The sequence below is a fragment of the Streptomyces colwelliae genome (assembly GCF_048158785.1).
In the GTDB taxonomy this organism is placed as follows: domain Bacteria; phylum Actinomycetota; class Actinomycetes; order Streptomycetales; family Streptomycetaceae; genus Streptomyces.
Genome location: NZ_JBLTJC010000063.1, coordinates 1 through 26,019 on the forward strand (window position 1 = coordinate 1; position 26,019 = coordinate 26,019).

Below are 26,019 nucleotides of genomic sequence, written 5' to 3' on the forward strand. Positions count from 1 at the left end.
ACATCACTGAGATCGTCCGGATCTACGGGCTGCGGCCATGGATCGAGCAGAGCTACAAACAGATCAAGGACGAGCTCGGCCGGGCCGACTTCCAGGTCCGCTCCACGAAGGCCATCCACCGTCACCAGACCCTGGTCAACTGCGCGTTCTCCTTCTGCTGGGACCAGTGGTTCGCGCCGCCCGGACCGCTGGACACCACCGCACCAGAGCCCTGCCCCGACGAGAGGGGGACCCGGCATGCCCCACCAGCCCCAACCGCCCTGCTGGCCCAGGGCCTTACGCGCCGTCCGCTCCTGGCTCACCCCGGCGATCAACCTGGCCCGCTGGTGGCGGGCCTGGACCGACCAAGACCCGCCACCCGAACTCCAAGCCCTCCTCGACGCCGTCACCGCCGGAAGACCCCTTGATCTCTACCACCGGATTTAACGGACTACCGGTAATGGCGCCCCCGCCGGACGATTCCGCCGCAGATCGCGAAAGCGAGAATCACAGAGGATACGTAGGTGGGGTCCTTGGCATCGCCGGTGGAGATCAGACAGAAGAGCGAGAGCAGGCAGAACGCGATACCCAGATACCCGAAGACGACCAATCCTTTCGACGAAACCCCGCCATCTCGCTGTGCGGACATACCCTCACCCTTCTTGGATGCGTGGCGCCGCGCGGTCGCGACGTCTCGTACCGAACAACGCGACGCCTCGCACCAACTGATACGAGGACGAGCAACTCGCGGGTTCACCGTCGGCCGCGGACGACGCCTCACATCGGCGCGGTGCTGGTCTCCGCCTCCCCCGGGAGATTCACGTTCCTCACCGTCTCGCTCAGCCGTTCTCCGTCGACTGAGCGAGACAGGCTGTGCCCTTTCCGTGCGCGCTTCAGCGCGCCACTCACGTGGGCAGGTTCAGCGCGCGGCGAGGAAGAGGTAGTCCGCGGTGTACGCCACCCGTGCCTCGGGCTTCTCAGCCGGGTCGCATGTGCCCGCGGGGGCCACGCCGCCGTGCGTGTTGAGCCGTAGGACGACGTTCGTCCTGGCGAGAAGCCCCTCGTCCTTGCCGGTCTGGATCGCCTTCAAGATCAGTTGAGGGACGTTCCCCTCGCCGTTGTCGAACTTGTTGACCACCGAGCCGGTGACCGAGGAGCCGTCCTTGGCGATCCACTGCGGCGGTCCTGCCGGTCCGGCCTTGGCGAACGAGTGCTGGATATCGCCCTGGAGGGTGGCGTCGACGTTGTCTTGGGTGAACGCGTACGAACCGTCGGCCTGCTTGGTGCAGGCGTAGACCTGCGCTCCCTTGACGACACCGCTCACGGACGAGTTCCTGATGGTGTTCGGCAGATCGATGCCGCTGGGCAGCGTGAGCGCCTGACCGCGGACCGCGCCACCGGGGAACTCGGCGGTGTGCAGATTGAAGTAGAACCGCTCGGGGTGGACGGTGATGTCCTTCAGCAGGCCGGAGTCGGCCACGTTCACCGTGCCGTAGACGTAACGGCTGCCGTCCTTGAGCGTCTTCATGAAGAAGGGGATCTTCACATCGCCGTTGCTGCCCTGCTCGCCCTCGTGAAGGTGTGCCATGGTCGGGGTCCCCGTGCCCGTCCAGGTGAACGCGAAGGACACGGCGTGTCCCTGGATCCGCATGAGGGCCACCGCGCTGCCGTCCTTGTCACCCACCGCGGGCTTGCCCTCGACAGGCACCTCGTTGCTCCCGGTGAGGACCGAGGCCAGGAACACCGCGCCCGCGGCGTCCTTGGCATAAGCGCCGATGCCGGTCACGGCGGCGGCGCTCCGTGGCGAACCGGCCGAGCTGTCCGCGCTGTTGGACGCCTGCGCCGGTCCGTCGAGGGCCGCGCCGCTGTCGTTCTGCCCCTTGCAAGCCGTCAGCAGCACGGCTCCTGTCATCACGGAAATGGCGAGGATCCCGAATCGCTCGTGCAGCATGTGTGTGCCTCCTGATGGCTGGGCCGCGGAATCTCCGTGACCGTCACGCCGACAACACGGCACACGCATGCGCCATCTTTCACCCCGTGACACCTCTGCGACATTTCCATGACAGCGGACAGGCACTGCTCCGTCCTTTTCCTTCTCCTGTCCGGAACTGTGAAGGTGTCGATGCGGAGTCCCGGAGGGTGATGCTTTCCCGCCGCGTCGGCGGATGCCCAGCGGGCAGGAGCATCACCTGGGGAACGGTGGCGAAATGCCGTAGGTCCGGATCATGGGCCTCGCCGGACCCGAGGGCGACGACGCCGACGTAGAACCGCCCCTCGCCGCACGTCCTCGGCGACGCCGCCACTGCCACTGCCGGGGACCTGGATCCGGATGTCGACCAGCGGATGGCGGCGCCGGAAGGCACCCACGAGGCGAGGCAGGTCGAGCGCAGCCGCGGGTCATCGTGCCGATCCTCAGACTGCCCTGAAGCCGCTGCTCCCACGCCCCCGGGTGGTGTCCCGCCATGTGGTGCAGCGGATCAAGGCGCCGGAGTCGGCAGGTCATCGGCGTATCGGCGCGGTTCGGGGCCGCGCATGAGGCTGACGGCAGGTCGGCCTCATGCGCGACCCGGGAAACGTGTCCCATGGGGTGGTCGACGTGCGGCTCACCGGAACGCGTCGAGCAAGGTCGCTTACACCACGAAGCGGTCCACAAAGCGGTCCACGACCCGCCCCCGGCCCGTTCCGCCGCCGCGACGACCGCCTTGGCCTCCGGCAGGAACACCGACCCCATCCCCTAATTATCGTTAAACTCGATAATACCTTTCAATACATTTCGTTGGACTCGATAGGACGTTCGTACCACTATCGACAGCGACAGGAGAGCCGGCCGCCACGAAAGCGTCGTTACCGGCCTGCCGCTTCGAACGTGTCACTACGAATGGAAATGTCATGACGAATCAGATTCTTGTCGTCGCCGGACGCGACAGCGCGGGCGGAGAAGGTGGCAGAACACGATCGCGGACTACGACATCGCGGGGGCAACGGAGTTGGCCGTGTCGAAGCTGGTCGGCTGCACAACCGTCGTCCACACTCTGCGGTCGCGCACCTCCCCCACCGGCCCGGTGCGGTTGTCCGGTGGCCCGGCCTCAACGCCATCCATTCCGGTGTCGGCGGCGACAGCCCCTACCGGGCGGGCAACGAACCGGTGTCGGACGCCGCCCGCGAGCGCACCCGACCGGAGTTTCGCCCACCATGCGGGACATGGCCGACGGCTCCGTCCTCCTGGTGGAGAACCCCTCGGCGAACGGCGTCAGCCTCAACCGCGGCCTCGCGTGAGCGGCGCCCTGCCCTGTGAGGCCGTGGTAGGCGTCGGTCGCCTCAGCCGCCTCATGGTGGCACGCCTGCGCGGGGCGGGGCACAGCGTGACGGTGACCACCCGGACCCGCGAGCGGGCCCTGAACGTCGCGGCGGAGACGGGCGCACAGGCCGTCAACTCCCCCAGAGAGGCCGCGGCTTCGGCCGGCATCGTGATCGTCTCACTCTCCGACGGCCGGACCGTGCGGAAGGTGTACGAGGGATCCGACGGCCTCCTCGACACCCCGGTGCCGGGCTCGGTGGAACCGGCCACCCACGGTGAACTCACCGTGTTGGCAGGCGGATCCGAGGAAGCACTCGACCGGGTGCGCCCGGTGATCGGCGTACTGGCCACCCGGTTCCTCCACTTCGGCGACTCGGACAAAGGCAGCGGCATGAAGCCGACGGTCAACTCCCTTCTCCTGTCGATGGCCACGGGCCTCGCCAAGTCACTGGTGTTGCCGAACGCAGCGGCGTCTCCCGGACGGACGCCTACGACAACCGGACCGGCTTCGGGCGAGCAGGACGGTTCGGTGCCGGCCGAGTTCCTTTGGAGCAGTGCGGTGACACCGGCCGGCCGAGAGGGCACACGCGCCTCGCACGAGGAGAACGGACCCTCCTCGTCCCCGTCATGATGCCGTCCGTCGTGCGGCGTCCCGGACGCCCCGTCCCCATCAACCCTGAGGAGACAAGGAAGTGGACCAGGACCCGACGCCCACCGCGGAGCGGAACCCGCTTCGTCTCTCGGTCCTCGGGCCGCTACGAGCCTGGTACCAGGACAGAGAGCTGCACCTGGGACCGCCCAAGCAACAGAGCGTGCTGGCCATGCTGCTGGCCCAGGCAGGCCACCCGGTACCGGTGCACCAGATCGTCGACGCCTTGTGGGGCGACGACCCGCCGTCGCGCGCGATCAACGTCGTACACCGTCATGTGGGGGCTCTACGACGTCTCCTGGAACCGGAGTTGACGCAGCGGAGCGAGGCGCGGGTACTGGTCCGGGCCGCCGGGGGCTACCGACTGAACCTCAGTGACGCGGAGTTGGACCTCCTCCAGTTCCGCGAGCACCGCGACGCAGGCCGGAAGGCGGCCGAGGACGGCCGACAGGACGCGGCAGCCTTCCATCTCGTCAAGGCGCTCTCCCTGTGGCGCGGCCCCGTCGTCGCCGGTCTGCCCCACGAGGTCCGCTCGCACACCGTGTTCGCCGGGATCGACGCAGAGTACTTCCAGGCCGCTCAGGCCGCCGCGGAGGCCGCGCTGGCCACCGGGCGCACCGGGACGGTGCTGCCGCTGCTCAGACCGGCCGCGAAGGGCGATCCCCTCAACGAGGCCCTGCAAGCCTGCTTCATCCGGGTCCTGGCCGCGGAGGGGCAGACGGCCCAGGCCGTGGAGCACTACCGACGCGTGCGCTCGCAGCTGGTCGACGAGCTGGGCGTCGACCCCGGTTCCGAACTCCGCGCCGCACAAGCCCAGGTGCTGCGCGGTACGGCCCCCGCCGCCAAGGGCAATCCGTCCCACGCCAAGGCCTCCGCCACTCCCCCTGGTGACCTTCCCCGCGTGCCCGGACCAGCCCAACTGCCCGCGAGTCTGCCGGTGTTCACCGGGCGACGGGCCGAGATCGAGCTTTTGGACTCCTTCCTGCCGACGGACACGAGCCCGAGGGGCGTCATCGGCGCGATCGGGGGCGCGCCGGGTGTGGGGAAGACCACGCTCGCCCTGCACTGGGCGCATCGCACCGCCCACCGCTTCCCCGACGGCCAGTTGTACGTCAACCTGCGCGGCTACGACCCCGAGGGCGACCCCCTCACCCCCTCCACGGCGGTCCGCCACTTCCTGGAGTCACTCGGCGTCCCCGACAAACAGATCCCCTCGCTCCTTGACGGCCAAATCGCTTTGTACCGCAGCCTTTTGGCCCGGCGCCGCTGTCTGATCCTTCTCGACAACGCGCGGGACGCCAACCAGGTACGTCCGCTGCTGCCGGGCAATCCCGCCTGTCTCACCATCATCACCAGCCGCCAGCAGCTGACCGGACTCGCCGTCTCCTCAGGTGCGCGGCTGCTCGACCTGGACGTCCTCACCCTTCCCGAAGCCCTCGAATACCTCGCGAGGAGACTCGGGACGGCACGGGTCGAACGGGACCGCGAGGCGGCGACCGCCATGGCCGGGCACTGCGGCCGACTGCCCCTGGCCCTGGCCATCGTCTGCGCCCGCGCGGAGATCCGCCCGGCCGCTCCACTCGCCGAGATCGCGGCGGAGCTGGAGGAAGGGCGCGACGGGCTCCACGCCTTCTCGATCAGCGGCGCGAGCGATCCCGTCACCGACACACGGTCGGTCTTCTCGTGGTCGTACCGCGCTCTCAGCGAGCGGGCGGCCGAGGCGTTCCGCCGTTTGTGGCTGATCCCGTCGCACGAAGTCTCCCTTGAGGCCGCGGCGAGCATGACCGGCCTGCCGGTGCGCGTCATGCGCCGGGTGATGTCCGAACTGCACCGCGCCAGCCTGTGCACCCAGGAAAGGTCCGGCCTCTACAGCACCCACTCGATGCTGCGTCTCTTCAGCAGGGAGGCATCCCGGGCCGAGGACTCCCGGCACCTCGTCGCGGAGGCCCGGCAGCGGCTCTACGACCACTACTTACAAACGGCACACAACGCCTCGACCGCCATCAACACCCACCGTGAACAACCCGTGTTGCCGCTCCCAGCACCGGGCGCCCAGGCCATCTCGTTCGCGAGCACCGCGGAGGCGGCCGAGTGGCTGCACCACGAGATGCCCAATCTGCAGGCCCTCGTCACCCATCACACGGACTACGGCGCCGGTGCGCAGATCTGGCGACTCGCGGCCGTTCTCGAACTGTTCCTCGATCGAAGCGGACGGCGCCAGGAGCAGATCGAGACGCAGCGCGCGGCCCTGATCGCGGCGCAGCGGATCGGCGACATCGCTGGACAGGCGCGGATGCACCGGTCGTTGGGCTTCGCCCTCGGTCGTTCGGAGCCGGACGACGAGGCCGAGAAGCACCTCCATACGGCGCTGGAGATGTTCTCCGAGATCGGCGACCTCCCCGAAGAGGCGTTGGCCCGGCGCTACTTGGCCTTCCTCGCCAATGTCAGAAAGGCCCACAGGGGCGCCCTCGTGCACTACGAGGCGGCAACAGCCCTTTACGAGAGGGCCAGTCACACGGTCGGGACGGCCTCCGTCTCCAACGAGGTCGGCTGGACCCGCATTCTCCTGGGCGACTTCGAGGGTGCGGTCCGGGACTGCCGTCATGCGATCGCGCTCGCCCAGGCAGCCGGCAACCGCAATGTCGAGGCAGCGTCCTGGGACAGCCTGGGTGTGGCCCACCATCGCCTCGGCGACAACGCCGCATCCCTGCGGGCACTCGACCGCGCCCTGGCCGCCTATCGTCGGCTGAACGACGTCTACCTGATCGCGGACACACTCGTTCACATCGGCGACGTACACGCGACGGAGTCCAGCGAGGACGCCCGCGCGGCGTGGAGCGAGGCGCTCGACATCCTGGGCACCATCGGGCACCCCGAGAGCGATCTGATCCGCGAGCGGCTCGCCGTGCTCGACTCCTCATCACCGCATGCGTGACGAGAGCGTGCCCTGTTGCCGGCCTCCGCGTGAAGTACACGTCGTGTCCGAGAAGTTGCGAATCGCCGCGTGAAGCAGACGGTCAGACAGATGTCCGGAAAGCCGTCGTGACCGGCCTCCGGTGGCGTCCCGCCCTGTGGTGCAGCAGATCAAGGTGCCGGAATCCGCAGGTCGTCGTCGTGTCGGCGCAGTTCGGGGCCGTGCATGGTGCTGACGGCAGGTCAGCCGCCGCGCGATCCGGGAGCCGTGTCCCAGGGAGTGGTCGACGCGCGGTCTGCCCGAAAACGTCGAGCAAGGTCGCTCACACCACGAAGCGGGAGACGCCCCCGTCTCCCGGTCTACTCACCCGAAAGGGCCACTACGGCGACGATGTTGGCGGTGGGCACACGGACCGGCGCTCGGTGGCCCACACCACCTGGACCGGCGTTCTCCCACCTCTTGATCGTGCCGTGATCACCGTCCTACAGGTGCCGCGACACCACCCTGTCCTCCGACCGCCCGGTCTTGCGCCCCTCGCTCCCCGGCGTCGGTGTGCGCGGGTCGATCACCTCGTGGTGGCCCGTCCTGCCCGGACGAGTCGGACAGCCGATGCAGGCTCCGGCGGGCGTAGTCCGGCCCCACTGGTGTCCTCAAGCCCAACGAGGTCGACCTCGTGCGGCCTGGTGCTCATCACCGCCGGTCAGGGCGGTTGCCGCTCCGACGACATCGAAGGCCCCCACCTCTACGGGATCAGCGGCATGTACTACCGGTTCTCCGGCAAGGGGGCACCAGGCAGGGCCTCACGCGGGCCTGCGCCCGCGGTGCTTCGCCCTGAGAACCCCGCGAGCACGCCCTCCACACACAACCCCGTGCCTTCACACCGGCACGCTGTTATGCACCCCGTCCGGCGGACCGGACACGCCGAACTCGTCCAGACCGCCGACGACTCCCGGCGGGCGCTCTTCCTTGCAACCCCCAGGTCATCGGTTCGGCAGGGGGGAACAGTCATGCCGGGCCCTGAGGCCAGCGCCCCTCTTGCAGGACCGCGGAAAACGTAACGGCGGGACGAGCCTGGACAACTCTTCGTCACCCGTGCCAGGGTCACAGAATGATCGCCACCCGAAAGGCTCATGCCGCGTAAACGGCCCAGCGTGCTACGCGCCCAGAAGTCGGTGCCTCGTCAGCTGTACAGGGGAGCCGGTCCCTGGTGGGACGAAAGCCTTCCTGTGCCCTGGCCGTCCCGTATCGATCGGCTGTCAGGTCGGACCGTTTCCGCCATTCACAGAGCCGAGTTCTGCTGTCCGGGTCTGTAAAGCGAGCGGTGCAACTGGGTTTGGTGTGGCTGGAGTTGGCCTGTGGTGAGGCGGCCGTCGAAGGCCAGGTCGAAGGCGTTCATGGCGCCCTTCCAGCGCATGGTCCAGCGTTTGCGGCCGGCGCCGGTCGGGTCGAGACTCATGACGGCCATGTAGACGCACTTGAGGGCGGCCTGTTCCGTGGGGAAGTGGCCGCGGGACCGGACGGCCTTGCGGATACGGGCGTTGACGCTTTCGATGCTGTTCGTTGTGCATACGATGCGGCGTATTTCTGTATCAAACTGGAGGAAAGGCGTGAACTCGGGCCAGCCGGACTCCCAGAGTCGGACGATCGCCGGGTACTTCTTGCCCCAGGTCTCGGCGAATTCCAGGAACCGTGTCGTGGCCGCGTCCTCGGTCGGCGCGGTGTAGACAGGCTTGGGACCCTTCGCGATCTTGTCCCAGTCCTGACGGGCCGCGTATCGAAATGACGCCCGCAGCAGGTGAACCACGCACGTTTGCACCACAGTTCGCGGCCAGACCTCGCTGACCGCAGCGGGCAGCCCCTTCAGCCCGTCACAGACCAGCATGAGGACATCCTCGACGCCCCTGTTCTTGAGCTCGGAGAGCACCCGAAGCCGGCGTTTCGCGCCCTCACCACCGTCGCCGGCCCACAGGCCGAGGATGTCGCGGTGTCCCTCGGCGGTGACCGCGAGGGCCACGTAGATCGGCCTGTTCGCTACCTGGCCATCGCGAATCTTGACGTTGACAGCGTCAATGAAGACAACCGGATAGACGCGGTCGAGCGGCCGGTTCTGCCATTCGGCCATGCCATCCATCACCTTGTCGGTGATCGTGCTGATGGTCGTCTTGGACACATCCGCGCCGTAGACCTCGGCCGGGTGCGCGGAGATCTCCCCGTGCGTGAGGCCCTTCGCGGACAGCGAGAGCACCATCTCGTCCACGCCGGTCAGCCGGCGCTGCCTCTTCTTGACGATGACCGGCTCGAAGGAGCCCTCCCGGTCGCGGGGCACGTCGATTGCGACAGGTCCGATGTCCGTCAGAACCGTCTTGGACCGGGTGGCGTTACGGGAGTTGCCGCCGTCATTGCCCGCCGGGTCGTGCTTGCCATAGCCGAGATGGTCGGTGATCTCGCCCTCCAGGGCTGACTCCAGAACCTTCTTGGTCAGCTGCTGCAGCAGCCCGCCCTCGCCGGTCAACTGCAGCCCCCTGCTGCGGGCCTGCTCGACGAGTTGGTCGATCAGTTTCTGCTCGACCGTCGCGGCGTCCGGCGAGGGATCCGCCAGGTCATCGGCGTCCACAAACTCGGTCACGGTGTCAGTCACTTGATGTCTCTTCCATGATCATCAATTACACCGGTGAGCGTACAGACCCTCTACCGGTGGGTAGTCGAGCGCACTTTCGCCTGGCTCCACGGCTTCAAACGCCTCCGCGTCCGCTGGGAACGACGGGCCGACATCCACGAAGCCTTCCTCAAGCTCGCCTGCTGCCTCATCACCCACCGCCAAGTGCTGTCCTTGACCTGACCGGCACTCACCCCACGTCGATAGACCGACCCGGGCAGACTGATCGCATGAACCGAGACGCCCTGAAATCCGCGCTGTCCTGGGACGGTTGTATCTCTGCACGTGCAGCCCTGGCCGAGCTGGAGGCAGGCGCGGACTTCAAGGTCTTTCTGAACCAGACGGTTTCTGCGCAACAGCTCTGGGACATCTGGTCCTGGCGGCATGAAGTCATGCTCGACACGGGCGTCATACCTCGGCCCGGACTCACCGAAGCCATAGCCGGACTCCAAGCCGCAGGAACAGCTCGGGTCTACATGGCGACAGTCACCGGATCGCAGCGACGTTTCACGCTCTTCCTGTCGGAAGACCTTGCCCAGTGCGTCGCCTGTTGGTGACACCACCTCAATGTGTTAGCTCCTCTAAGCGTGACCGGCGCGCCCATCCGGCGAGCGCTCAAGATCACTTTCAATGACTATCGTCCGCCAGCCACCCTGGGGAGAATCTGGGAGGCATAAACCGCGCTGGGGAGCGCGTGGGGAGAATCGACTACGCAACGTGGGTACCGTCGCCATGCGGTGCCCTCACGCTGCCCGAGGCGGACGGAGCGCTCATCTTCGCCCTTGGGCACCGTCGGCACGGAGCAATGAAGGGTGCCGTGCGTATGCATGGCAGCCGTGCCGAGGTAGTGCATGACCGTGACGCCGGGCCGGGTGACGGTTCCTATTACGCGCCCAGGTTCAGGGGCGCGGCGCCCCGTAGCCGCCGAGAAGGATGCCGACGGCGACCACGGCGATCGCCACCGCGAGGCTGGGCCGCTACGACGGCGGTCTGGCCTGCGTCCGGGCGGCCTGCAGGTCGGCGAGGAGTTCGGCCTGCCCGGCGAGCACCCCGGACAGGATGCCGCGGGCGACCCGGAGCAGCTCGGCGATGTCAGGGCTGGTCAGCGAGTAGTACACGGTGGAACCCTCTCTGCGGGTCACCACCAGGTTCGCCCGCCGCAGCACCGCCAGCTGCTGGGAAAGGTGGGCCGCCTCGATGCCCACCTCGGGCAGCATCTCCGCCACCGCGTGCTCGCGCTCGCTCAGCAGCTCCAGCACCCGGATGCGGGCCGGATGGCCGAGCGTCTTGAAGAACTCGGCCTTCAGTTGGTACAGCGGCGTACTCATCGTGTCGTCGCCTCCCCGGTGCAGCAGTACGGCCGCACCCGACCGTCCTCGGCACATCGCATCCACCCACTCGTCACACACATGCGGCCCATCCTCGCCTGCGGCACCGGCCACACCGAATCCGCGCGAGAACCAAGCCGCCCGAAACCAGCAGTAACAACCTCAGCAATTGCTAAGATTAGCAACTCCATACGTGAGGTGAGGGAGGCTTGCGCGAGAATCATTCCGCTGCACGGCTCCGGCGTCGCCTGGTACAAGTGCCCGGCCTGCCGCCTCAAATGCCGCCCCACCGCCGTCGGCCCGGACGGCTCCTGCCCGCGGTGCGGGCACGCCCACATGATGCGACTGTCCTTCGGCGACCGCCCCACGGCGTCCACGCCGGACGGCGACGACCGAAGCTGACCGGCGCACGGCAAGCAGACCGCAAGGGAGCGGAGCATGGGTGACTGGGCTGTCCAGTCCGGCAGCGGGATCCGCTTCGAGTGGGGGCCTGCCGGAGCGGGCCGTCTCGCCGGGGAGGCCGCCTGTCTCGCGATCGTCGACGTGCTGTCCTTCACCACAACAGTGAGCGTCGCCGTCGAGACGGGCATCGGGGTGCTGCCGTTCTGGCTGCCGGACGGCCATGCCGCCTCTGCCGAGCGGGCCGCGGCAGAGAAGGCCGCCACCGTCTATGCCCGGCAGTCGGGCGCTCGGCTGGCCGTGCCACGGCATGCCGTCACACCTGACAACCCCTGGTCCCTCTCCCCCGCCCACCTGCGCCGCGCCCCCTTCTCCGCGCGCCTGGTGCTGCCCTCTCCCAACGGTGCGGCCATTGTGGCGGCCGCACCGCCGCGGGTGCGGGTGGTCGCCGCCTGTCTGCGCAACATCACCGCGGTCGGCAGCCGGCTCACGGCCGACGGCTACGGCACGGCCCGGCACCCGGTGGCCGTGATCGCCGCGGGCGAGCGGTGGCCGGACGGCAGCCTGCGTCCCGCGCTGGAAGACCTGCTCTGCGCCGGCGCCCTCATCTCCGACCTGCACCACCAGGGCGCGGGACCGCTGTCCCCCGAGGCAGCCGCGGCGAAAGCGGCCTACGAGGGCACTGCCGACCTCGCGCGCGCGGTCGCCACCGGTGCATCGGGCCGCGAGCTGGCCGCTGCCTGCTTCTCCGAGGACGTGGCCATCGCCACGGAGGAGGACCTCTCCGTCGTCGTACCGGTACGGGATCCTGGCGGCGCCTTCACCGCCGGCTGAAGCCGGTGACCCCGGCGGGTCATTCGCCGGATTCGTCTCCGCTCGGCCAGCCCGTCGTCCGCCACTCGTGGCGGCCCCTGGGCGGCTTGCCGTGCCGTGCGCTGTGCACGGTGAGGGCGCCGGCCAGGTCGGCGTGCACGGGGATGGGCGGGCAGTCCCCGTCGGGGACGAGGGAGCCGTCGGCGGGGATCGCGGCCAGTTCCAGGCTTCGGCCCGCCGCGGCGAGACGCCGCGCGGCCTCGGTGATCGCCAGCTGTCCCTCGGCCGACCAGGCACGCAGTCCGGTCAGGTCGACGACGACCGGGCCGGTCCCGCGTCCCACCGCCCAGCCGACGGCCCCCTCGAAGCGGCGAACGGCGTCCGGGCCCAAGTATCCGGAGACGGACAGGACGCCGAGTTCCTGCTCGACGGTGTAGCGCCACTCGATGGTCATGTCGTCAACTTCCTTGCGCAGTCGGCCTGTTGGGTCAGATTGGGAGAGCTCGGAGGGGGAGGGTGATCCAGATGCTCTTGCCCTTGCCGTCGGCGTCGCCCCGGACGACCGCGGTGCCGGCCAGGCCGAGGGTGAGTTCCATGACGGTGGCCAGTCCGCCTGTCCCCGCGTCGGTGAGCGACGCGTACAGCGGCGGCTGGTAGGGATGGCGGTCGTGCACGGCGAAGGCCAGGCAGTCCTCGCCTGCCGCGTAGATCACCGTCATCCGGGGGGAGAGCGCGGCAGCGTGCCGGACGCTGTTGGTGACCAGCTCGCCGAGTATCAGCAGGGCCGGGCCGACCGCGGGGTGGCGCAGGCTGATCCCCCACTCGCTCAGCGCCAATTCGGCGGTCTGCCGTGACAGCCGGACGGCGGACGGCTCGGTGGGCAGGGTGAGCACGTGCCGGTGGGGCAGGGCTTCGAGCCGCGTGGCCATCAGCTCGCCGTCCCGCGGACCAGCCGGAAGCCGGAGACAGTCCGGGGATGGATACGGACGATCGTGTCGTGGGGGTCGTACGTCCAGCCGGTGAGCGTGCGGCGGATGGGGGCACCTCCCATGCCCTTCAGGCTATGGGGGAGGGCGGCCTCGTTCGGATCGGTGATCACCTCGGCGGGCCCGGCCACCGTCACCGTCCAGCCGGTGGCGGTCGCGGCACGTACCTCGTCCAGCTGGTACGTCGCTGTCAGCGGGATGGCTGCCGCCTGCGCCGGAGCACGCACCACCAGGCGGCCGTACTCCCAGGTGTGCCGGCCGGGCCGGACGACGGTCGCCTCCCGTTGCGTGTACACCAACCGCCCCAGGGTGCTGCCCTCCAACAACCACAGGGCTTCGGCACCGGATACCTCGACCATGCGCGGGGCTGCGGGCGCAGTGCTCATCGGACGGTTTCCTCTGCTTCCTCGGTGAGGGGCCGGGGCGACTGGGCAGGGGGCGGCGGAATGACGCCGGCGCACTCCAGACGGGTGCGGGCACCCTGGATCGCCTCGGGCGTGGTGGCGTACTCGTGTCCGTCCAGGCGCAGCAGTTCCAGCGCGCCGACGGAATCCAGGACCTGGCGCTGGCCGGGGCGTATGCCGGAGGTCATGACGGCGATGCCGCGCCGGTGGAGCTTTTCGACCGCGTCCTTGAGGACGAGGGCACCGGTGGCATCGATGGTGGTCACGCGGGACATGCGCAAGATGACGACGCGTACGTCGGCGACCTCGGTCAGTTCGAGGAGGAAGCGGTGGGCGGCGGCGAAGAACAGCGGGCCGTCGATGCGGTAGGCGACGATGTGCTCGGCCAGCAGTGCGTGCTCCTCGGCGCTGTGGTCGCCCCGGTCGAGCGGCACCTGGTCCAGGCGGGCCTGTTTGGCCACGGCCCGCAGGGCGAGCGCGCTCGCGACCATCAGGCCGAGCACCACCGCGTACACAAGATCCAGAGCGAGGGTCGCGACGGCGGTCAGCACCAGGATCAGCGCGTCGGCGCGGGTGGCCTTCGCCATCGCGCGCAGCGAGCCGACCTCGACCATGCGGATCGCGGTGGCGAGCAGCACACCGGCCAGCGCGGCGAGCGGGATCTTCGAGACGAGGGGCGCGGCCGCGAACACGATCACCGCGAGGACCGCGGCGTGGGTGAGGGCCGCCAGCCGGGACCCGGCGCCGGTACGGACGTTGACGGCCGTGCGCGCGATCGCGCCGGTCGCCGGCACCCCGCCGAACAGCGGGGCGGCGATGTTGGCCAGCCCCTGGCCGAGCAACTCCCGGTCCGGATCGTGTCGCTGACCTACCGTCATGCCGTCGGCGACCGACGCCGACAGCAGTGACTCCAAAGCCGCCAGCGCCGCGACCGCCACCGCCGGAGCGAGCAGGGAACCCAGCGAGCCGAGGTCGAGGAAGGACAGTGAAGGAGCCGGGAGCCCGGAGGGCAGATCGCCGATCGGGGTGGCGGCGTCCAGGCCCGCGGTCTGCGCCACGACGGTGGCCGCGATCACTGCGAGGATGGAGAACGGGACGGTGGGTCGCAGGCGGGCGCCGATCAGCATCACGCCGGCGACCGCCGCCGCGAAGGCGACGGCGGTCCAGTTCGGATCCTTCGCGAACTCCTCCAGCGCGCGCCAGGTCACGACGAGTACCCGCTCGCCCTCCGGCTTGGGCACCCCCAGGGCATTCGGGACCTGTTGCAGGCCGATCACGCAGGCGATGCCGAGGGTGAAGCCCTCCACGACCGGCGCGGGCACGTACTGCATGTACTTGCCGGCCCGCAAGAGGGCGAGCGCGACGAGCATCACGCCCGCCATGAGCCCCACCATGAGCACCCCGGACGGTCCGTGCGCGGCGACGATCGGCACCAGCACCACCGTCATCGCGCCCGTCGGCCCGGACACCTGCAGATTCGAACCGCCGAACACCGCCGCCAGAGCACCGGCGATGACCGCGGTCGCCAGACCCGCCTCCGCGCCCAGCCCGGAGGAGACACCGAAACCGAGCGCGAGCGGCAACGCGACGACCGCCACCGTGAGGCCGGCCAGGAGATCGCGGCGCGGGGCACGGCGCGTCTCCACCCAATCGTTCCGGCCGGGAAGCAGCTCGACGATCCGGTCTCGGATCCGGGTGAGAGCGGACGTCATCGCGCGGCGACCTGGGCTTCCCGGAGTTCGGCGAGCAGTTCGTTCCGGCCGGAGAGCATCTCGGTCAGGATCCGGCGCGCGGCCGCCATGAGGTCGGCGACGTCTCCGCCGGCCAGCTCGTAGACGACCGTGGCCCTCTCCCGCGTCGAGGTGACGATCCCGGAACGGCGCAGCACGGCCAGCTGCTGGGAGAGGCCGGAGGGCTCCACCTCGATCGCGGCCAGCAGGTCTCGCACGGGCAGCGGCCCGTCCTGCAGCAACTCCAGCACCCGGATCCGTACGGGATGCCCCAGCATCCGGAAGAACTCGGCCTTGGCCTGGTACAGCGGAACGGACACGGCTCCTCGCTTCCCCGACAGCGCCCCACGCGGGAGGCAGGTGAAGGCTGCGCCAGCGACTACTTGCAGACACAGCCAACACAGCATCTAGCCAATTGCGAAATTTGGCAATTCAGCATCCGACTACTACCGGATCATCCCCGGCGAGTTGGGGGTGAGTGGGTCAGCCCTTCTTGACCACGCTCGACTTGAGCTGCATCGCCCCGAAACCGTCGATCTTGCAGTCGATGTCATGGCCGTCGACCCCGTCGACCAGCCGGATACCGCGCACCTTCGTACCGGCCTTGATTCCCGAGGGACTCCCCTTGACCTTGAGCGCCTTCACCACGACCACGGAGTCACCGTCCTGCAACACATTGCCGACGGCATCCTTGACCACCCTCCCCCAGCCTTCGGCCGGGGGGACCCCCATCGCGGGAGCGCCGGAGTCCGAGCCGCCCTCGGCGGGCACCCACTCGTGGCCGCACTCCGGGCACACCACCAGGGCGTTCATCTCATAGGTGTACTCGCACGAGCACTTCGGACAGGGAGGAAGATTCTCGATCATCTCGCCAGCGTATCCGGCCCCGCACCTCGGACGATCCCATCATCCGGCGAGCGGATACGGCCGCTGCGGGACACGTCCGTCGGGGAGAGAAGCAGGCGTACATCGGCTGGAGACGGGGTGCAGGGCTCGATTTCCGGGTGTCGACAACCAGCCCCGATCCCATCCCTCGGGGCCACTTCGCGACACGGGCCCCGGACGGAGGGACGATCCGTCGCGGAGCCCGCTCGGCCACACCCCGGTGCGAGCCGCTTCCGCCGACTGCTCAAGGCCGGCGGCGGCGAAGTCGGCAGCCTGGACGGTGAAGCCTTCCCGGGCGAAGTGCGAGGCGTCGCGGTCATGGCCGGCTTCAGCACATGGCGCGCCCCCGCCTGGGACCGGGCGCCAGCGGAGGATACGGGCGGTGGCGCAACTTCCGTTCCCTCGACCGAAGGTGGCGGGCCCCCGCACGGCGCGCGAAGGCCGCGTCGCGGTCGCTTCAGCTCGGCTCGGCTCGGCTCGGCTCGACCGGGGGTATCGGGACGGTCGTTGCCGGTGTCCGTGGATCCGTGGCGGTTGATCCAAGTGGGCCGTTCGTCGGCGACCGAGGGCCGAACGGCCCTGTGCTTGTGCCCCGCGACGACGAGAGCGTGGCACTGAACACCCTGGCTGCGTCGGCGCAGGCCGACCGGCACCGCGGAGGTAACAACCATGATCCATGGGCGCACACGCGTCGCGGCTGTGGCGGCCCTGGCTCTGACAGGAGCCGTGGCGCTGGGAGCGTGTGGCGGCAACGGCAGCGCCGTCACGACGACCGGTCGCACCCCGACCGTCACGGCCGGCCCCACTGCCACGGGCAGCAGCACACCCACCGCTCCCACCACCACACCCGCCCCGGCAGGTCCGACCAGCGGGTGGGGACCGGACGTCTGGAGCGGAGCGTGGGGCTCCGGCATGATGGGCGGCCGCTGGGGTTCCTGGGGGCCCGGCATGATGGGCAACGGCCATACCGGCAACTGGTGGTTGGCCGCCAACGGCAACCGGGTGCGGACCCTCGACCAGGCCAGGCAGCGGGCCACGGCATTCGCCGACCGGCTCGGACTGCGGGTCGGGGAGGTCATGCAGTTCTCCCGGAACTTCTACGCCGAGCTGGAGACCAGCAGTGGCCACCCGGCCACCGAGGTCCTGGTCAACCCCGCCGACGGGGCCGTGCAGATCGAGTACGGGCCGGCGATGATGTGGAACACCGACTACGGCATGCCCTACGGCACCCGCAGCGGGAGCCGGGTCCCGGCCGGACAGGCAAAGAACATCGCCCTGGCGTGGCTTCGCGCCCGTGACACCACGCTGACTCCCGGCGACCCGGAGTCCTACCCCGGCTACTACACCTTGCACACCCTGCGCACCGGCAAGATCACCGGCATGTTGTCGGTCAACGCCTCCACCGGCCAGGTCTGGGACCACACCTGGCACGGCACCTACATCGCCACCAGCCGACGGTAGGCAGGACGCGACGAAGGCACGCCCTCTCACTGTGACTCGGGAAACCACGGGCGAGCCGCCTTCCGAACCCAGGTCCCCGTCGATTCCGAAATGGCCCGAGGTCAGTACGCGTGTGGTCGGGGTAGCGCACGCCGGCCCATTTTGCGAACCCCTTGCGAGCCCCAAAGGTTCCGCGGGACCCCGCATCCGTACCTCTGTACGTGCGGTTTCCGAACCGGACAGGAGACGCAGTGCTCGTTTCACGCAAAGCGGCGGGAACTCTCTTCCTAGGTGGTGCGCTTGCTGCCACCCTCGGGTCACTTCTCTATCCCGCCATGCTCGGAGTCCAGAAGGTCAGCAGCGCGCCCGAACGGGTCATCGCCACCCCGGCGACCGGACCACTCACGGAGGCCGACCGGGACTTCGTGGTCGAGGTGCGCGCCGCCGGGCTGTGGGAGTACCCCGTCGGTCAGAAGGCCTTACGGAAAGGTACGACGAAGGCGGTCAAGACCGCCGGGGAGCACCTGGCCGAAGGGCATGCCTCACTGGACGCCGCATGCCGCAATGTCGCCGAGCAGTTGGACATCACGCTGCCCAACCAGCCGTCACCACAACAGCAGGGCTTCGTGGCCAAGTTGAACGCGGACAGCGGCAAACAGTTCGACACCGACATGACCACCATCGTGCGCGCGGAAGACGGCCGGCTCCTCTCCACGATCGCGAGCGTCCGCACCACCACGAGGAACTCGCTGGTCCGTTCCCTGGCGGACCAGGCCAACGGCACTGTCCTGGACCACATCACGGTCCTGGAGAAGACCGGCCTGGTCGACTTCGGCCAGGTCCTCGTCCAGGAGACCACCGCATCCAAACTCCCGGCCCAGGACCTGACCCCGCCGCCCCCGATCGGGGGCCAGCCCCAGGTCGTCCTCACCCCGCCGACGACCAGAACGCTCTCGCCGAGCCCCTCGGCGGGGTGAGGAGCGAGCCCAGCCTCCGGCGCCGGACAGGCCATCGTGCCCGGCCTCAGCCTCCCGTCACCGACGGGAAGCCCTTGCGGATGCCCGTGAGCGGAGGCGGCTGATCCGTCACCAGGCGGACCCCTCCGGCCTCCAACAAGCCGACCGTCAAGCTGAGTTCAGCGTGGGTCCAGCGGGTGGCGCCGAGGACGCGCTGCTGAAGGCGGAGGATCCGGCCCGGATCGACGGAGGCGGAGCCTGCTGCTCGGACCTCAACCTGGTCGCGGGCAAGGCGTGTGAGGAGAACTGCGCCCATCCACGATCTGCCTGCGTCGCTTCCGCGAACGCTCGGTCGGCAGGCCCCGGACACATCCCGTGCCGGGGGGGGCCGATGTGGTCGGCCGCCGCGAAAGACTGTGCACCGAGCCGCCAGGCCAAGATGGGGACGGCCGCTACAGGGGACGTCGGCCAGGTTCTTCGGGGTGAAGGACGGGACTCGGATCATCGTGGCCGGTGCCCGCGAGGCGCCCGGACCGATGCCCACCAGGCCCAGAAAATGAGCAGCGCCGCAGCCGACCTCGGACCGTAGGACCTTGTCGCCGTCTCGCGGCAACGCGCCCGCTTCGTCCCGGAGTTCCCAGTCCGGCTCGCAGCAGACTGAGGTCCATCAAGGTTTCCGGGCCGCGTGATCCCTCTTTGCAGCTCGCGCCAGACCAGGCGTCAACTTTCGTACGCGTCAGGGCAGTTCCTGCCCACCAACAGGTCCCGTCGTGGCGCTGTCCGGTCGTCGCGGGTCAGTCCCGAAGAGACTCTCCTGAAGCGAGAGCCACGTGCGTACGGTCCCGGCACCGAGGCGAGTCGGCAGCACCGGCCCGCCGCAGTAAACGCAACACAAGGGGAGGCATCGTGGCGAGTGTTGAAGTGTCGCTGAAGGAGATGATGGCCGGGATCGAGGGGGCGTTGGGGGCCGCGGTCGTCGACTACACCAGCGGCATGGCGCTGGGCACGCTGGGCGGCAGCAAGACCCTGGACCTGACGATCGCCGCAGCCGGCAACACGGATGTCGTCCGGGCCATGGTGCGCACCATGGAGCAACTGGGCCTCAAGGGCCAGATCGAGGACATCCTGATCACGCTGGACAGCCAGTACCACCTGATCCGCCTGGTCACCGGCCGCAACGGCAACGGCCTGTTCCTGTACCTCGTACTCGACAAGGCCCGCTCGAACCTGGCCATGGCCCGCCACCAACTCAAACGCGTAGAGGGGGCGATCGAGATCTAAACTGTCCCGGCATGCGGGAAACACGTCTGCCCATGATGTGAAGACTTCTTCAACTCATCACATCAACATGCTCGCAATCTGTTGTCGTGCACGGTCCTGAACGCGAAGAAGGATCGGGCATCTGAGGGCGGCCTGTGGTTTGACGCCGCCCTCAGATGCCGCTGCATCCCGCGAGCCGCATCCAGCGCCATCACGGAGGACGCCCACGCCCCGGAGCTGCCGGTCACCCTCGACATACCGGGCAGGGACTTTCTCGTGCTCGTCTCCGGGAGCCGTGGGCATGCCGAGGAATTGCGAGACGATGTCGCTGGGGCATTGAAACCGATGGGCCTGCGCCTGTCGGTGGAGAAGACGAGGATCACCCACATTGACGAGGGTCTCGACTTCCTCGGGTGGCGCATCCCGCGGCACCCGAAACAGGGCGCTGACCGGCAGTACATCTACACCTGTCCGGCACGGAAGTCAGTACGTTCCGCAACGGCCAAGGTGAAGGAACTGACCCGGCGACAGAATGTTGGCCTGGCGCTGACGTTCCTGCTGCGCCGGTTGAACTCCGCGTTGCGGGGGTAGTGCGCGCACTTCCGCCCCGGAGTGTCGAACGTCGCGTTCTGCTATCTCAGCCAATTCGCCCGGATGAGGGCGACTCGGTGGCTCCTACGCAAACACCCCGGGGTCATGCGGAAGCGGCTCCGCCGACGCCATTACGACCGTGGCTGGTGGCCTGCTACGTCGGAGACAGACACGCCGGGTTCGGAAGGCGGCTCGGGGAAATCCACCGATGGAGACATCGGCAGGGCGCCTCGAGTCGACCTCACCAACAGCCCGGTGCCTCCGGAGGCGGTTGATGCCGCACTTGACCGCGAACTTCGGTGACTGGTCGCCGCATGAGCCGCGTTTCTTGCGGTGGCGGGCCTGGTCGGCCTTGTCCGGGATGGTGCAGCGGATCCCGCGCCGCCGCAGCCAAGCGCGGCTCTTCCGGGAGGCGTACGTGTTGTCGGCGCGCACGCGATTGGGTCGGGTGCACGGCCTGCCCGACCCAAGACATGGGACACGGACCTTGTTCAGGACGGGCTCGAACTGCGACGGAACTCCTTAACGGCCGGGCCTCTGCGACCATGCCGATTCACGTGGCTTGACCAGCCCAGCAACTCGCCTGACAGGTCATCAGAACGAGCGTCAGGATATCGCCCGTAACACCCACACCGCACATAATGCGCACACACAAAACCGCAGGTCAGGACAGCTTGGCGACCGGTTCAAGGATCGCGACGCACTCCGGCAGAGGTCATCAACCTCAGGAAGTCCCAGTGTCGACTTCCCCGAACCGGCTGGGGGCTGCTCAACCTCAAAGGAGGCACGGGTAGCGACCTGTGCTCCAGCCACTCCAGGGCTGCCCGCCACTCCTCGCGGGGCTCGTTCACCCCAGCCTTCCTACTGAATGGCCCCTTGTCCACAAAGGCAACCGTGATCGTGGCCAGCGTGCGTCGAGTGTTTCCTGGAGTGCACTCCCAGCGCGCGTCCATGTACTCCCGGGCCACCGCATACCACATGGTCCGCTGGCGCAGTGCGCGCAGCTCCGACGTCGGTAGTCCCGTCTTCGGGTCGAACGGCTCACCGTCGCGCGCGGCGGCGATGAGCTTCGCTTTGCGGCTCTCAGCTAGGCCCTTGGTCAGGAACGATTCAGACTTTTCACGACCGTTGACCGTCCAGCGCACCTCGAACGCCTTGGCGCGGTCCGCCCGTTCGCGTATCTCCCAGAACCTGACCTTGTAGCTCAGTACCAGGTGGGATCCGACGGCTACAACGCCGAACTCCTCGCCCACGTCCTCGGACCGGCCGACCGGGTGGTGAGCGTTGACATCGACGCGCACGTCATCGCACGCACCCGCCGCTTCACCGCCGAGGCCGGCAGCGGCCGGGTCACCGCGCTCCTCGGCGACGGCCGCCACGGCGTCCCGGCCACGTGCCGGCCGCCGGTTTCGACGGCTGCGTCATCACCCACAACTGCTGGGACATCGCCCCCGCCTGGCGCGAACAGCTCGCCGAAGGCCGGTACCTGGTACTGCCGTTGGAGATCCACGGCTACACCCGCGCCATCACCCTCCAGAAGCACGGCGACGTACTGCATGCCCGCGGCTTCACGTTCTGCGAGTTCGTACGGGACCTCGGCAGCGCATCCCGCACCACCCCGGTCGCCGATCTGCGCGGCGGGGAGCTCCAACTGCGCTTCGAGGACGGCGAACCGGCCGACGTGTCCGGCATCGAGGACGCGCTACTCGGACCACGGCACGAACTGCCCACCGGCGTTACCGTCGCACCCCAGGAGTCCTTCGAAACCCTGCAGCTCTACCTCGCCACCACCCTGCCCGGCCGCTGCCGCCTGGCACTCGACCGCGAGCGCGACAGCCGCATCGCCGCCGTGCCCCGCGGAGCCAACGCACCCACCGTACTCAGCGCCGGCTCCCTGGCCTAACTCACCCACACCCCGGTCACCGACACCGCTGCTGCCGCCGAGAAGGGACGGGCCGAGTTCATCGCGCACGCATACGGCCCCGACGGCACCCGCCTCGCCGAACGCTTCGCCGCCGCAGTGCGCCCATGGGACCAGCACGTTCGCCCCCACGGCTACCCCGAACTGGCCGTGTTCCCCGCGGGCACCACCGACCGGGACCTGCCTGCCGGACACGTGCTGGACAAGTCGCACAGCCGCCTCGTAGCTCGACCACGTCAGAAACGGAGAGTGCAGATGAGCTGCGAGGAGTCTGCTGGTAATTCCGGCTGTTGGAACATGCGGAACACCTCTGTTCTGATCACAGCCGGTGAGACGGCCGGGTTTGAACTCCGCGCCCGTGGCCCCGTTGAACGTGGGGACACGCACTGTCGGCAGAGGGGCGATACATGAGGGTGCACCCGCGGTTGGGCAGGTTCCTGTTCCTGCGTCTTCGTCAAGTCAGGGTGGGACCGCCAGTCCGTGCCTCGGGATCTCTCAGTCAGTGGGGAGGCGGCGAAAAATTTCGCTGAGAAGCGAGAAGGTGGTCCTGAAATTCTGCATGCCTGAACTGGTAGACCGGGCCGAAGGCGCGGAGGAGGCCAATTCGGTGGGCATCGTCGAGAAAGGCCATCAGGTTCTTGGGCAAGTCGCCGCGTGCAGCCAGAAAGCGGAAAGCGATCCTATGGGCCAGCCAAGAGTCACCTTCGGGGACGAGCCCCCATACCAGACCGAGACTGCCGAAGAAAAAAGCGCCGAGAACTGCCACATCCAGACGCTCCTCAGACACACCGAGAACGCTACCGCACGCCACACCGCAGAGGGCGACTCCGAACAGCCTGACCAGCCCCGCATCGCGGTCTATGCGCCAAGAGGTAAAGGGAGTGTGCGGGTCGACGTGCACGGGCCCGGCAGCCCAGAGCACAAAGGCCCCAGCGAGGCCGAGGGCTGCGGAAAACAGAAAGGTCCTGAAGGTACCGACGGATAATACAGGAGAAGTCAGCCAGCCTGGAAGGCCGGGGAATTTCTCGCCAAGGAAGTCCATTAGCTGGCGCAGACCGTAGTCGAAGCCTCCACACATTGCCCCTACCGCTACTCCACACAGCAGCCACAGGCCGAGTTGAAGGATGTGTCTAGGACTCCGGGGATCCGCGGAAAGCATTTCGTCCCTAAAAAACCAAGGTGGTGTTCACCCCGTCACCTCGCCGATAACCCCAGAAACCACCCAATGCACCGCCGGCCATACCGAAGAGAAGGATATAGGCAGAGCTATTCAGCCAGTGATTTGCAGCAACCCCGGCGATGGATCCCGTGATTACACCAATGAGGATTCCGACCAGCGCGTAGGCATTAGGAAGGAATCGCCCAGGAAGGGCCGTACGGGCCAAGCGCGTCCACCGGAAGTCTCGGGTAGGTTCACCGCTCCCGTCCAGGCCAGGGGAAATCAAGAGACTTTTCGCTGGGGGCATCCTGGAAACGTAAAAAGCCAGGGCCTCCATCCATCGTCGCACATCCTCAGCCGCATATCGGCGACGCGGCTGGAAGGGGTGCCGCTCGCCGCTGGTGAACTCTCTCGCATTGATGAGGCCAGGGATCAACTGATCGAACAGATAGCTGCGCAGCGCGTTGGAGTCGGCCCGCGAGACGGTGTCCAGCAGAACGGAGGTGTTCGTCTGCCGGTTGTTGTGGGCCACGCGGAGCAGCCAGAGGCCAAGAGGCGTCGAAACCGCCTCGGCCAGTGCCGTGGGTGGCTCGGATGCTTCCAAGGCATCGAGGATGGGCTGTCGCTGCAGTCCGGGCGGGTGCCAGGCGTGACGCAAGTAACCTGCAGCTTCAGCAGGCGTGAGGGGTGCAGGTTCGACAACGGCTGTGGCGATCAAGGGGCCTTGCTGCAGCACGGTTGGGAGGTAGTGGTCCGTACGGCTGGTCAGGATCAACTGCTGATCGTCTCGTTCCATCGCCCGCTGCAGAGCAGAGAACACCTGGATGCGGGATGTCTCAGGCAGTTCGTCCAGGCCGTCAAGTACCGGCAGAATGCCACGCGGCTTCACCAGTTCACCCAGAGTCTCCTGACCAAGTTTCCACAGTGCCGGGTAAGTCTCGATGAGTTGTTTCTCCAGCCAGTCGCGCAGGTCGTGGGCGCCGGTATCTGTCGGACTCCACTCCGCCAGGGTCAGAAGTACCGGCACGGGTTCACCCGCCTGGCGGGAATCGAGCAGCCTGCGCACAAGTTGGACGGCCAAGGTGGTTTTGCCGGCTCCCGCGCCGCCGAGTATGACGAACCGCCTGCGCTGCGAGTCCCGGAACTGCTCTGTCAAGATCGCGATCTGATCACTGGATCCAGTCGGCTGCGTACCGACCAGATCGGGGTGCGCAGAAATGCCCTCCCTCTCAGAGGGCTGCCACCGGACCGGGATCGAATGTGGGTGCCCCAACCCTCGACGGGCTTCCTCGTCCTCCCACTGCCGCTGGACAAGGTCAGCGAGCTTCTCGCGGGCGGATTCCAGGTCCGCTGTCGTCCAGTGCCGGGACCACACCCACAGTCCCCAGGCGAGCGCGGGGAACCCTGCGACCGCTGTAATCAGTCCCGTGATCTGGCCAGCGGTGTCGAGGCCGCCCAGTATGAGGCCCACGCCGATCACGGTCAGCGCGGCCGCAAGTCCCAGCATCCCGGCGATAAGCGACTTACGCCGCACGTCCATCCCCCACATCTCCTCATCATGACCGGACGAGGTCGCGCTGTCCCCCACTGCGCAAATGCGGTGACTGAGCTCGTCGACCCTTGCGGTTCAGGAGAGATCGGAGTGCTGCTCGATACCGCGCTGGATCATCTTGACGGCGTACGTGTTGTCCTGGCCTGCTGCGATGCGGCACCGGATGTCGGCAGCCGTCCGGCAGACCCCGAGCAAGCGGCTGACGACGACGGGCAGTTCGCCGGTCAGTTCGACCAGGGCCGTGCTGCGCGACACCCGGGGACGTATGCCCAGGTCGTGCACGCGACGGCCGACCAGTGCCACGGGTACTCCTCGGCAAAGGCGTTGAGGCGGCGAACCACGCTCAGCCGGTCGCTGATCGTCTTCGGCTGCATGCGCCGGCCGCCGCGCCGCTGGCGTGCCCAGCCTTCCAACATCGCCCCGAACACGGCGTCTTCGGGATGCAGCAGCGTCACGCCGTTCAAGAGCACCAGGCGCGCGGAGCCCTCGCCCAGGTCGGTAGTCGTCGTCACGTTCCCTCACTTCCAGAGAGTGCGCGGGTCATGCATCCGATGAGAGATCCACGGCAAGAGGCCAGACCAGAACGCCACAACCGCTTTTCAAGGGAGGCACGTTGACGTCACAGCTCCCCAGCTCAGATGATCCGGGATCGTGCAGCGGATGCAATTCCCCGGAGATGACCAACGCGGACGCCTGGACCGCCTACGGCCACCACGTCCAGCGCGACACCCCGCTCACTGAGGTGGAGCAGATCGGCTGGGGCCCTTCCGGTACCGGTCCGGGCGACGAGGTCCTCGGCGACCTGCGGGGCCGGCGGGTTCTGGATCTCGGCTGCGGTCCCGCCCGCCATGCCGCCCATCTCGCCCGCGACCTCGGCGCGGTGGTGGACGCCGTCGACTCCTCGCCCACGCAGATCCAGCGTGCCCGTGCCCGCTACGGCGATCTGGACCTGGTGGATGTGTCCGCCATCGTCGCCTACGCCTGACCGTTAAGCCCCTCATCTTCGCCGGGACTGGCCCCAAGCCGAAAATGGTGCTCGACCACTCGGTGGGCAACTACCTGGAGATCACCGAGAACGCCGAGCACTGGCTCTTCCACG

24 protein-coding genes and 3 pseudogenes are annotated in these 26,019 nt (G+C 68.2%); 13 read left to right on the top strand and 14 right to left on the bottom strand.

Annotated elements, in window-relative coordinates; translation table 11 throughout:
* Positions 1–407, top strand: a pseudogene (locus ACNFOC_RS15715) (IS701 family transposase); the annotation flags it as partial.
* Between the two features lie 491 nt (positions 408–898).
* Here ACNFOC_RS15715 and ACNFOC_RS15720 read toward each other — a convergent pair.
* Positions 899–1,930, bottom strand: coding sequence for a CHRD domain-containing protein (locus ACNFOC_RS15720; protein ID WP_416959733.1), 1,032 nt, complete (start codon positions 1,928–1,930; stop codon positions 899–901).
* 1,378 nt (positions 1,931–3,308) lie between these two features.
* Between ACNFOC_RS15720 and ACNFOC_RS15725 the strand changes: the two genes are divergently transcribed.
* Together ACNFOC_RS15725 and ACNFOC_RS15730 are read left to right on the top strand one after the other, a co-directional pair.
* Entirely contained in the window at positions 3,309–3,908 is a 600-nt protein-coding gene (locus tag ACNFOC_RS15725; RefSeq protein ID WP_416959734.1) for an NAD(P)-binding domain-containing protein, read from the top strand.
* A 61-nt stretch (positions 3,909–3,969) separates the two neighbouring features.
* Positions 3,970–6,861, top strand: coding sequence for an AfsR/SARP family transcriptional regulator (locus ACNFOC_RS15730; RefSeq protein WP_416959735.1), 2,892 nt, complete (start codon positions 3,970–3,972; stop codon positions 6,859–6,861).
* A 1,327-nt stretch (positions 6,862–8,188) separates the two neighbouring features.
* Here the strand turns inward: ACNFOC_RS15730 and ACNFOC_RS15735 are convergent.
* Positions 8,189–9,439: pseudogene (locus ACNFOC_RS15735) on the bottom strand (IS256 family transposase); the annotation flags it as partial.
* Between the two features lie 90 nt (positions 9,440–9,529).
* On the opposite strand from ACNFOC_RS15735, the pseudogene ACNFOC_RS15740 reads away from it, so the two are divergent.
* Both ACNFOC_RS15740 and ACNFOC_RS15745 read left to right on the top strand, forming a co-directional pair.
* Positions 9,530–9,679: pseudogene (locus tag ACNFOC_RS15740) on the top strand (transposase); the annotation flags it as partial.
* 47 nt (positions 9,680–9,726) lie between these two features.
* On the top strand, positions 9,727–10,053 hold the full coding sequence (locus tag ACNFOC_RS15745) for a hypothetical protein (RefSeq protein WP_416959736.1): 327 nt from the start codon (positions 9,727–9,729) through the stop codon (positions 10,051–10,053).
* Positions 10,054–10,473: 420 nt separating this feature from the next.
* On the opposite strand, the gene ACNFOC_RS15750 is transcribed toward ACNFOC_RS15745, so the two are convergent.
* Positions 10,474–10,824, bottom strand: a complete 351-nt coding sequence (locus ACNFOC_RS15750) for an ArsR/SmtB family transcription factor (RefSeq protein WP_416959737.1) — start codon at positions 10,822–10,824, stop codon at positions 10,474–10,476.
* Positions 10,825–11,262: 438 nt separating this feature from the next.
* Between ACNFOC_RS15750 and ACNFOC_RS15755 the strand changes: the two genes are divergently transcribed.
* Positions 11,263–12,057, top strand: a complete 795-nt coding sequence (locus tag ACNFOC_RS15755) for a 2-phosphosulfolactate phosphatase (RefSeq protein ID WP_416959738.1) — start codon at positions 11,263–11,265, stop codon at positions 12,055–12,057.
* A gap of 19 nt (positions 12,058–12,076) precedes the next feature.
* On the opposite strand, the gene ACNFOC_RS15760 is transcribed toward ACNFOC_RS15755, so the two are convergent.
* From ACNFOC_RS15760 to ACNFOC_RS15785, 6 genes are all read right to left on the bottom strand, one after another.
* Positions 12,077–12,490 (bottom strand): STAS domain-containing protein, encoded by a 414-nt coding sequence (locus ACNFOC_RS15760; protein WP_416959739.1) that lies wholly within the window; start codon positions 12,488–12,490, stop codon positions 12,077–12,079.
* Positions 12,491–12,524: 34 nt separating this feature from the next.
* The gene (locus ACNFOC_RS15765) at positions 12,525–12,965 is read right to left on the bottom strand and encodes an ATP-binding protein (protein WP_416959740.1); all 441 of its coding nucleotides are present in this window, start codon (positions 12,963–12,965) and stop codon (positions 12,525–12,527) included.
* Positions 12,965–13,408: a pyridoxamine 5'-phosphate oxidase family protein gene (locus ACNFOC_RS15770; RefSeq protein WP_416959741.1), complete on the bottom strand. Its 444-nt coding sequence runs from the start codon at positions 13,406–13,408 to the stop codon at positions 12,965–12,967. Before ACNFOC_RS15770 ends, ACNFOC_RS15765 begins: the two co-directional genes overlap by 1 nt.
* A complete protein-coding gene (locus ACNFOC_RS15775; RefSeq protein WP_416959742.1) occupies positions 13,405–15,138 on the bottom strand; it encodes a SulP family inorganic anion transporter in 1,734 nt (577 codons plus the stop codon). The genes ACNFOC_RS15770 and ACNFOC_RS15775 overlap by 4 nt, the downstream gene beginning before the upstream one ends.
* Complete coding sequence (locus tag ACNFOC_RS15780) at positions 15,135–15,476, bottom strand: ArsR/SmtB family transcription factor (RefSeq protein WP_416959743.1); 342 nt, start codon at positions 15,474–15,476, stop codon at positions 15,135–15,137. The genes ACNFOC_RS15775 and ACNFOC_RS15780 overlap by 4 nt, the downstream gene beginning before the upstream one ends.
* Positions 15,477–15,639: 163 nt before the next feature.
* Positions 15,640–16,023 carry a zinc ribbon domain-containing protein YjdM gene (locus ACNFOC_RS15785; protein WP_416959744.1) on the bottom strand — a complete coding sequence of 128 codons (384 nt, stop codon included), beginning with the start codon at positions 16,021–16,023 and terminating at the stop codon, positions 15,640–15,642.
* A gap of 687 nt (positions 16,024–16,710) precedes the next feature.
* Here ACNFOC_RS15785 and ACNFOC_RS15790 point away from each other — a divergent pair.
* Positions 16,711–17,502, top strand: coding sequence for a hypothetical protein (locus ACNFOC_RS15790; RefSeq protein ID WP_416959745.1), 792 nt, complete (start codon positions 16,711–16,713; stop codon positions 17,500–17,502).
* 314 nt (positions 17,503–17,816) lie between these two features.
* Complete coding sequence (locus tag ACNFOC_RS15795; RefSeq protein ID WP_416959746.1) at positions 17,817–18,458, top strand: DUF4142 domain-containing protein; 642 nt, start codon at positions 17,817–17,819, stop codon at positions 18,456–18,458.
* A gap of 46 nt (positions 18,459–18,504) precedes the next feature.
* On the opposite strand, the gene ACNFOC_RS15800 is transcribed toward ACNFOC_RS15795, so the two are convergent.
* Entirely contained in the window at positions 18,505–18,753 is a 249-nt protein-coding gene (locus ACNFOC_RS15800; protein WP_416959747.1) for a hypothetical protein, read from the bottom strand.
* A 590-nt stretch (positions 18,754–19,343) separates the two neighbouring features.
* On the opposite strand from ACNFOC_RS15800, the gene ACNFOC_RS15805 reads away from it, so the two are divergent.
* Both ACNFOC_RS15805 and ACNFOC_RS15810 read left to right on the top strand, forming a co-directional pair.
* Positions 19,344–19,718, top strand: coding sequence for a roadblock/LC7 domain-containing protein (locus tag ACNFOC_RS15805; protein WP_416959748.1), 375 nt, complete (start codon positions 19,344–19,346; stop codon positions 19,716–19,718).
* A 255-nt stretch (positions 19,719–19,973) separates the two neighbouring features.
* Complete coding sequence (locus ACNFOC_RS15810; RefSeq protein ID WP_416959749.1) at positions 19,974–20,288, top strand: hypothetical protein; 315 nt, start codon at positions 19,974–19,976, stop codon at positions 20,286–20,288.
* A 686-nt stretch (positions 20,289–20,974) separates the two neighbouring features.
* On the opposite strand, the gene ACNFOC_RS15815 is transcribed toward ACNFOC_RS15810, so the two are convergent.
* Positions 20,975–21,667: a hypothetical protein gene (locus ACNFOC_RS15815; RefSeq protein ID WP_416959750.1), complete on the bottom strand. Its 693-nt coding sequence runs from the start codon at positions 21,665–21,667 to the stop codon at positions 20,975–20,977.
* 14 nt (positions 21,668–21,681) lie between these two features.
* Here ACNFOC_RS15815 and ACNFOC_RS15820 point away from each other — a divergent pair, with 14 nt between their 5' ends.
* Together ACNFOC_RS15820 and ACNFOC_RS15825 are read left to right on the top strand one after the other, a co-directional pair.
* Positions 21,682–22,191, top strand: a complete 510-nt coding sequence (locus ACNFOC_RS15820; RefSeq protein ID WP_416959751.1) for a class I SAM-dependent methyltransferase — start codon at positions 21,682–21,684, stop codon at positions 22,189–22,191.
* 559 nt (positions 22,192–22,750) lie between these two features.
* Positions 22,751–23,194: a hypothetical protein gene (locus ACNFOC_RS15825; protein WP_416959752.1), complete on the top strand. Its 444-nt coding sequence runs from the start codon at positions 22,751–22,753 to the stop codon at positions 23,192–23,194.
* Positions 23,195–23,375: 181 nt separating this feature from the next.
* Here the strand turns inward: ACNFOC_RS15825 and ACNFOC_RS15830 are convergent, their stop codons facing one another.
* The 3 genes from ACNFOC_RS15830 to ACNFOC_RS15840 all read right to left on the bottom strand — a co-directional run bounded on the left by ACNFOC_RS15830 (position 23,376) and on the right by ACNFOC_RS15840 (position 25,432).
* Complete coding sequence (locus tag ACNFOC_RS15830; RefSeq protein ID WP_416959753.1) at positions 23,376–24,908, bottom strand: NACHT domain-containing protein; 1,533 nt, start codon at positions 24,906–24,908, stop codon at positions 23,376–23,378.
* An 87-nt stretch (positions 24,909–24,995) separates the two neighbouring features.
* Positions 24,996–25,175: a hypothetical protein gene (locus ACNFOC_RS15835; RefSeq protein WP_416959754.1), complete on the bottom strand. Its 180-nt coding sequence runs from the start codon at positions 25,173–25,175 to the stop codon at positions 24,996–24,998.
* On the bottom strand, positions 25,145–25,432 hold the full coding sequence (locus ACNFOC_RS15840) for a hypothetical protein (RefSeq protein ID WP_416959755.1): 288 nt from the start codon (positions 25,430–25,432) through the stop codon (positions 25,145–25,147). The genes ACNFOC_RS15835 and ACNFOC_RS15840 overlap by 31 nt, the downstream gene beginning before the upstream one ends.
* A gap of 164 nt (positions 25,433–25,596) precedes the next feature.
* Between ACNFOC_RS15840 and ACNFOC_RS15845 the strand changes: the two genes are divergently transcribed.
* Positions 25,597–25,905 (top strand): class I SAM-dependent methyltransferase, encoded by a 309-nt coding sequence (locus ACNFOC_RS15845; protein ID WP_416959756.1) that lies wholly within the window; start codon positions 25,597–25,599, stop codon positions 25,903–25,905.
* The last annotated feature ends 114 nt before the right edge of the window (positions 25,906–26,019 follow it).

What these genes read in the sequence shown, in the direction of transcription:
- ACNFOC_RS15720 (WP_416959733.1), bottom strand. Translation starts at nt 1,930, where the DNA reads ATGCTGCACGAGCGATTCGGGATCCTCGCCATTTCCGTGATGACAGGA.
- ACNFOC_RS15725 (WP_416959734.1), top strand. Translation starts at nt 3,309, where the DNA reads ATGGTGGCACGCCTGCGCGGGGCGGGGCACAGCGTGACGGTGACCACC.
- ACNFOC_RS15745 (WP_416959736.1), top strand. Translation starts at nt 9,727, where the DNA reads ATGAACCGAGACGCCCTGAAATCCGCGCTGTCCTGGGACGGTTGTATC.
- ACNFOC_RS15750 (WP_416959737.1), bottom strand. Translation starts at nt 10,824, where the DNA reads ATGAGTACGCCGCTGTACCAACTGAAGGCCGAGTTCTTCAAGACGCTC.
- ACNFOC_RS15755 (WP_416959738.1), top strand. Translation starts at nt 11,263, where the DNA reads ATGGGTGACTGGGCTGTCCAGTCCGGCAGCGGGATCCGCTTCGAGTGG.
- ACNFOC_RS15760 (WP_416959739.1), bottom strand. Translation starts at nt 12,490, where the DNA reads ATGACCATCGAGTGGCGCTACACCGTCGAGCAGGAACTCGGCGTCCTG.
- ACNFOC_RS15765 (WP_416959740.1), bottom strand. Translation starts at nt 12,965, where the DNA reads ATGGCCACGCGGCTCGAAGCCCTGCCCCACCGGCACGTGCTCACCCTG.
- ACNFOC_RS15770 (WP_416959741.1), bottom strand. Translation starts at nt 13,408, where the DNA reads ATGAGCACTGCGCCCGCAGCCCCGCGCATGGTCGAGGTATCCGGTGCC.
- ACNFOC_RS15775 (WP_416959742.1), bottom strand. Translation starts at nt 15,138, where the DNA reads ATGACGTCCGCTCTCACCCGGATCCGAGACCGGATCGTCGAGCTGCTT.
- ACNFOC_RS15785 (WP_416959744.1), bottom strand. Translation starts at nt 16,023, where the DNA reads ATGATCGAGAATCTTCCTCCCTGTCCGAAGTGCTCGTGCGAGTACACC.
- ACNFOC_RS15790 (WP_416959745.1), top strand. Translation starts at nt 16,711, where the DNA reads ATGATCCATGGGCGCACACGCGTCGCGGCTGTGGCGGCCCTGGCTCTG.
- ACNFOC_RS15795 (WP_416959746.1), top strand. Translation starts at nt 17,817, where the DNA reads ATGCTCGGAGTCCAGAAGGTCAGCAGCGCGCCCGAACGGGTCATCGCC.
- ACNFOC_RS15800 (WP_416959747.1), bottom strand. Translation starts at nt 18,753, where the DNA reads ATGGGCGCAGTTCTCCTCACACGCCTTGCCCGCGACCAGGTTGAGGTC.
- ACNFOC_RS15830 (WP_416959753.1), bottom strand. Translation starts at nt 24,908, where the DNA reads ATGGACGTGCGGCGTAAGTCGCTTATCGCCGGGATGCTGGGACTTGCG.
- ACNFOC_RS15845 (WP_416959756.1), top strand. Translation starts at nt 25,597, where the DNA reads ATGACCAACGCGGACGCCTGGACCGCCTACGGCCACCACGTCCAGCGC.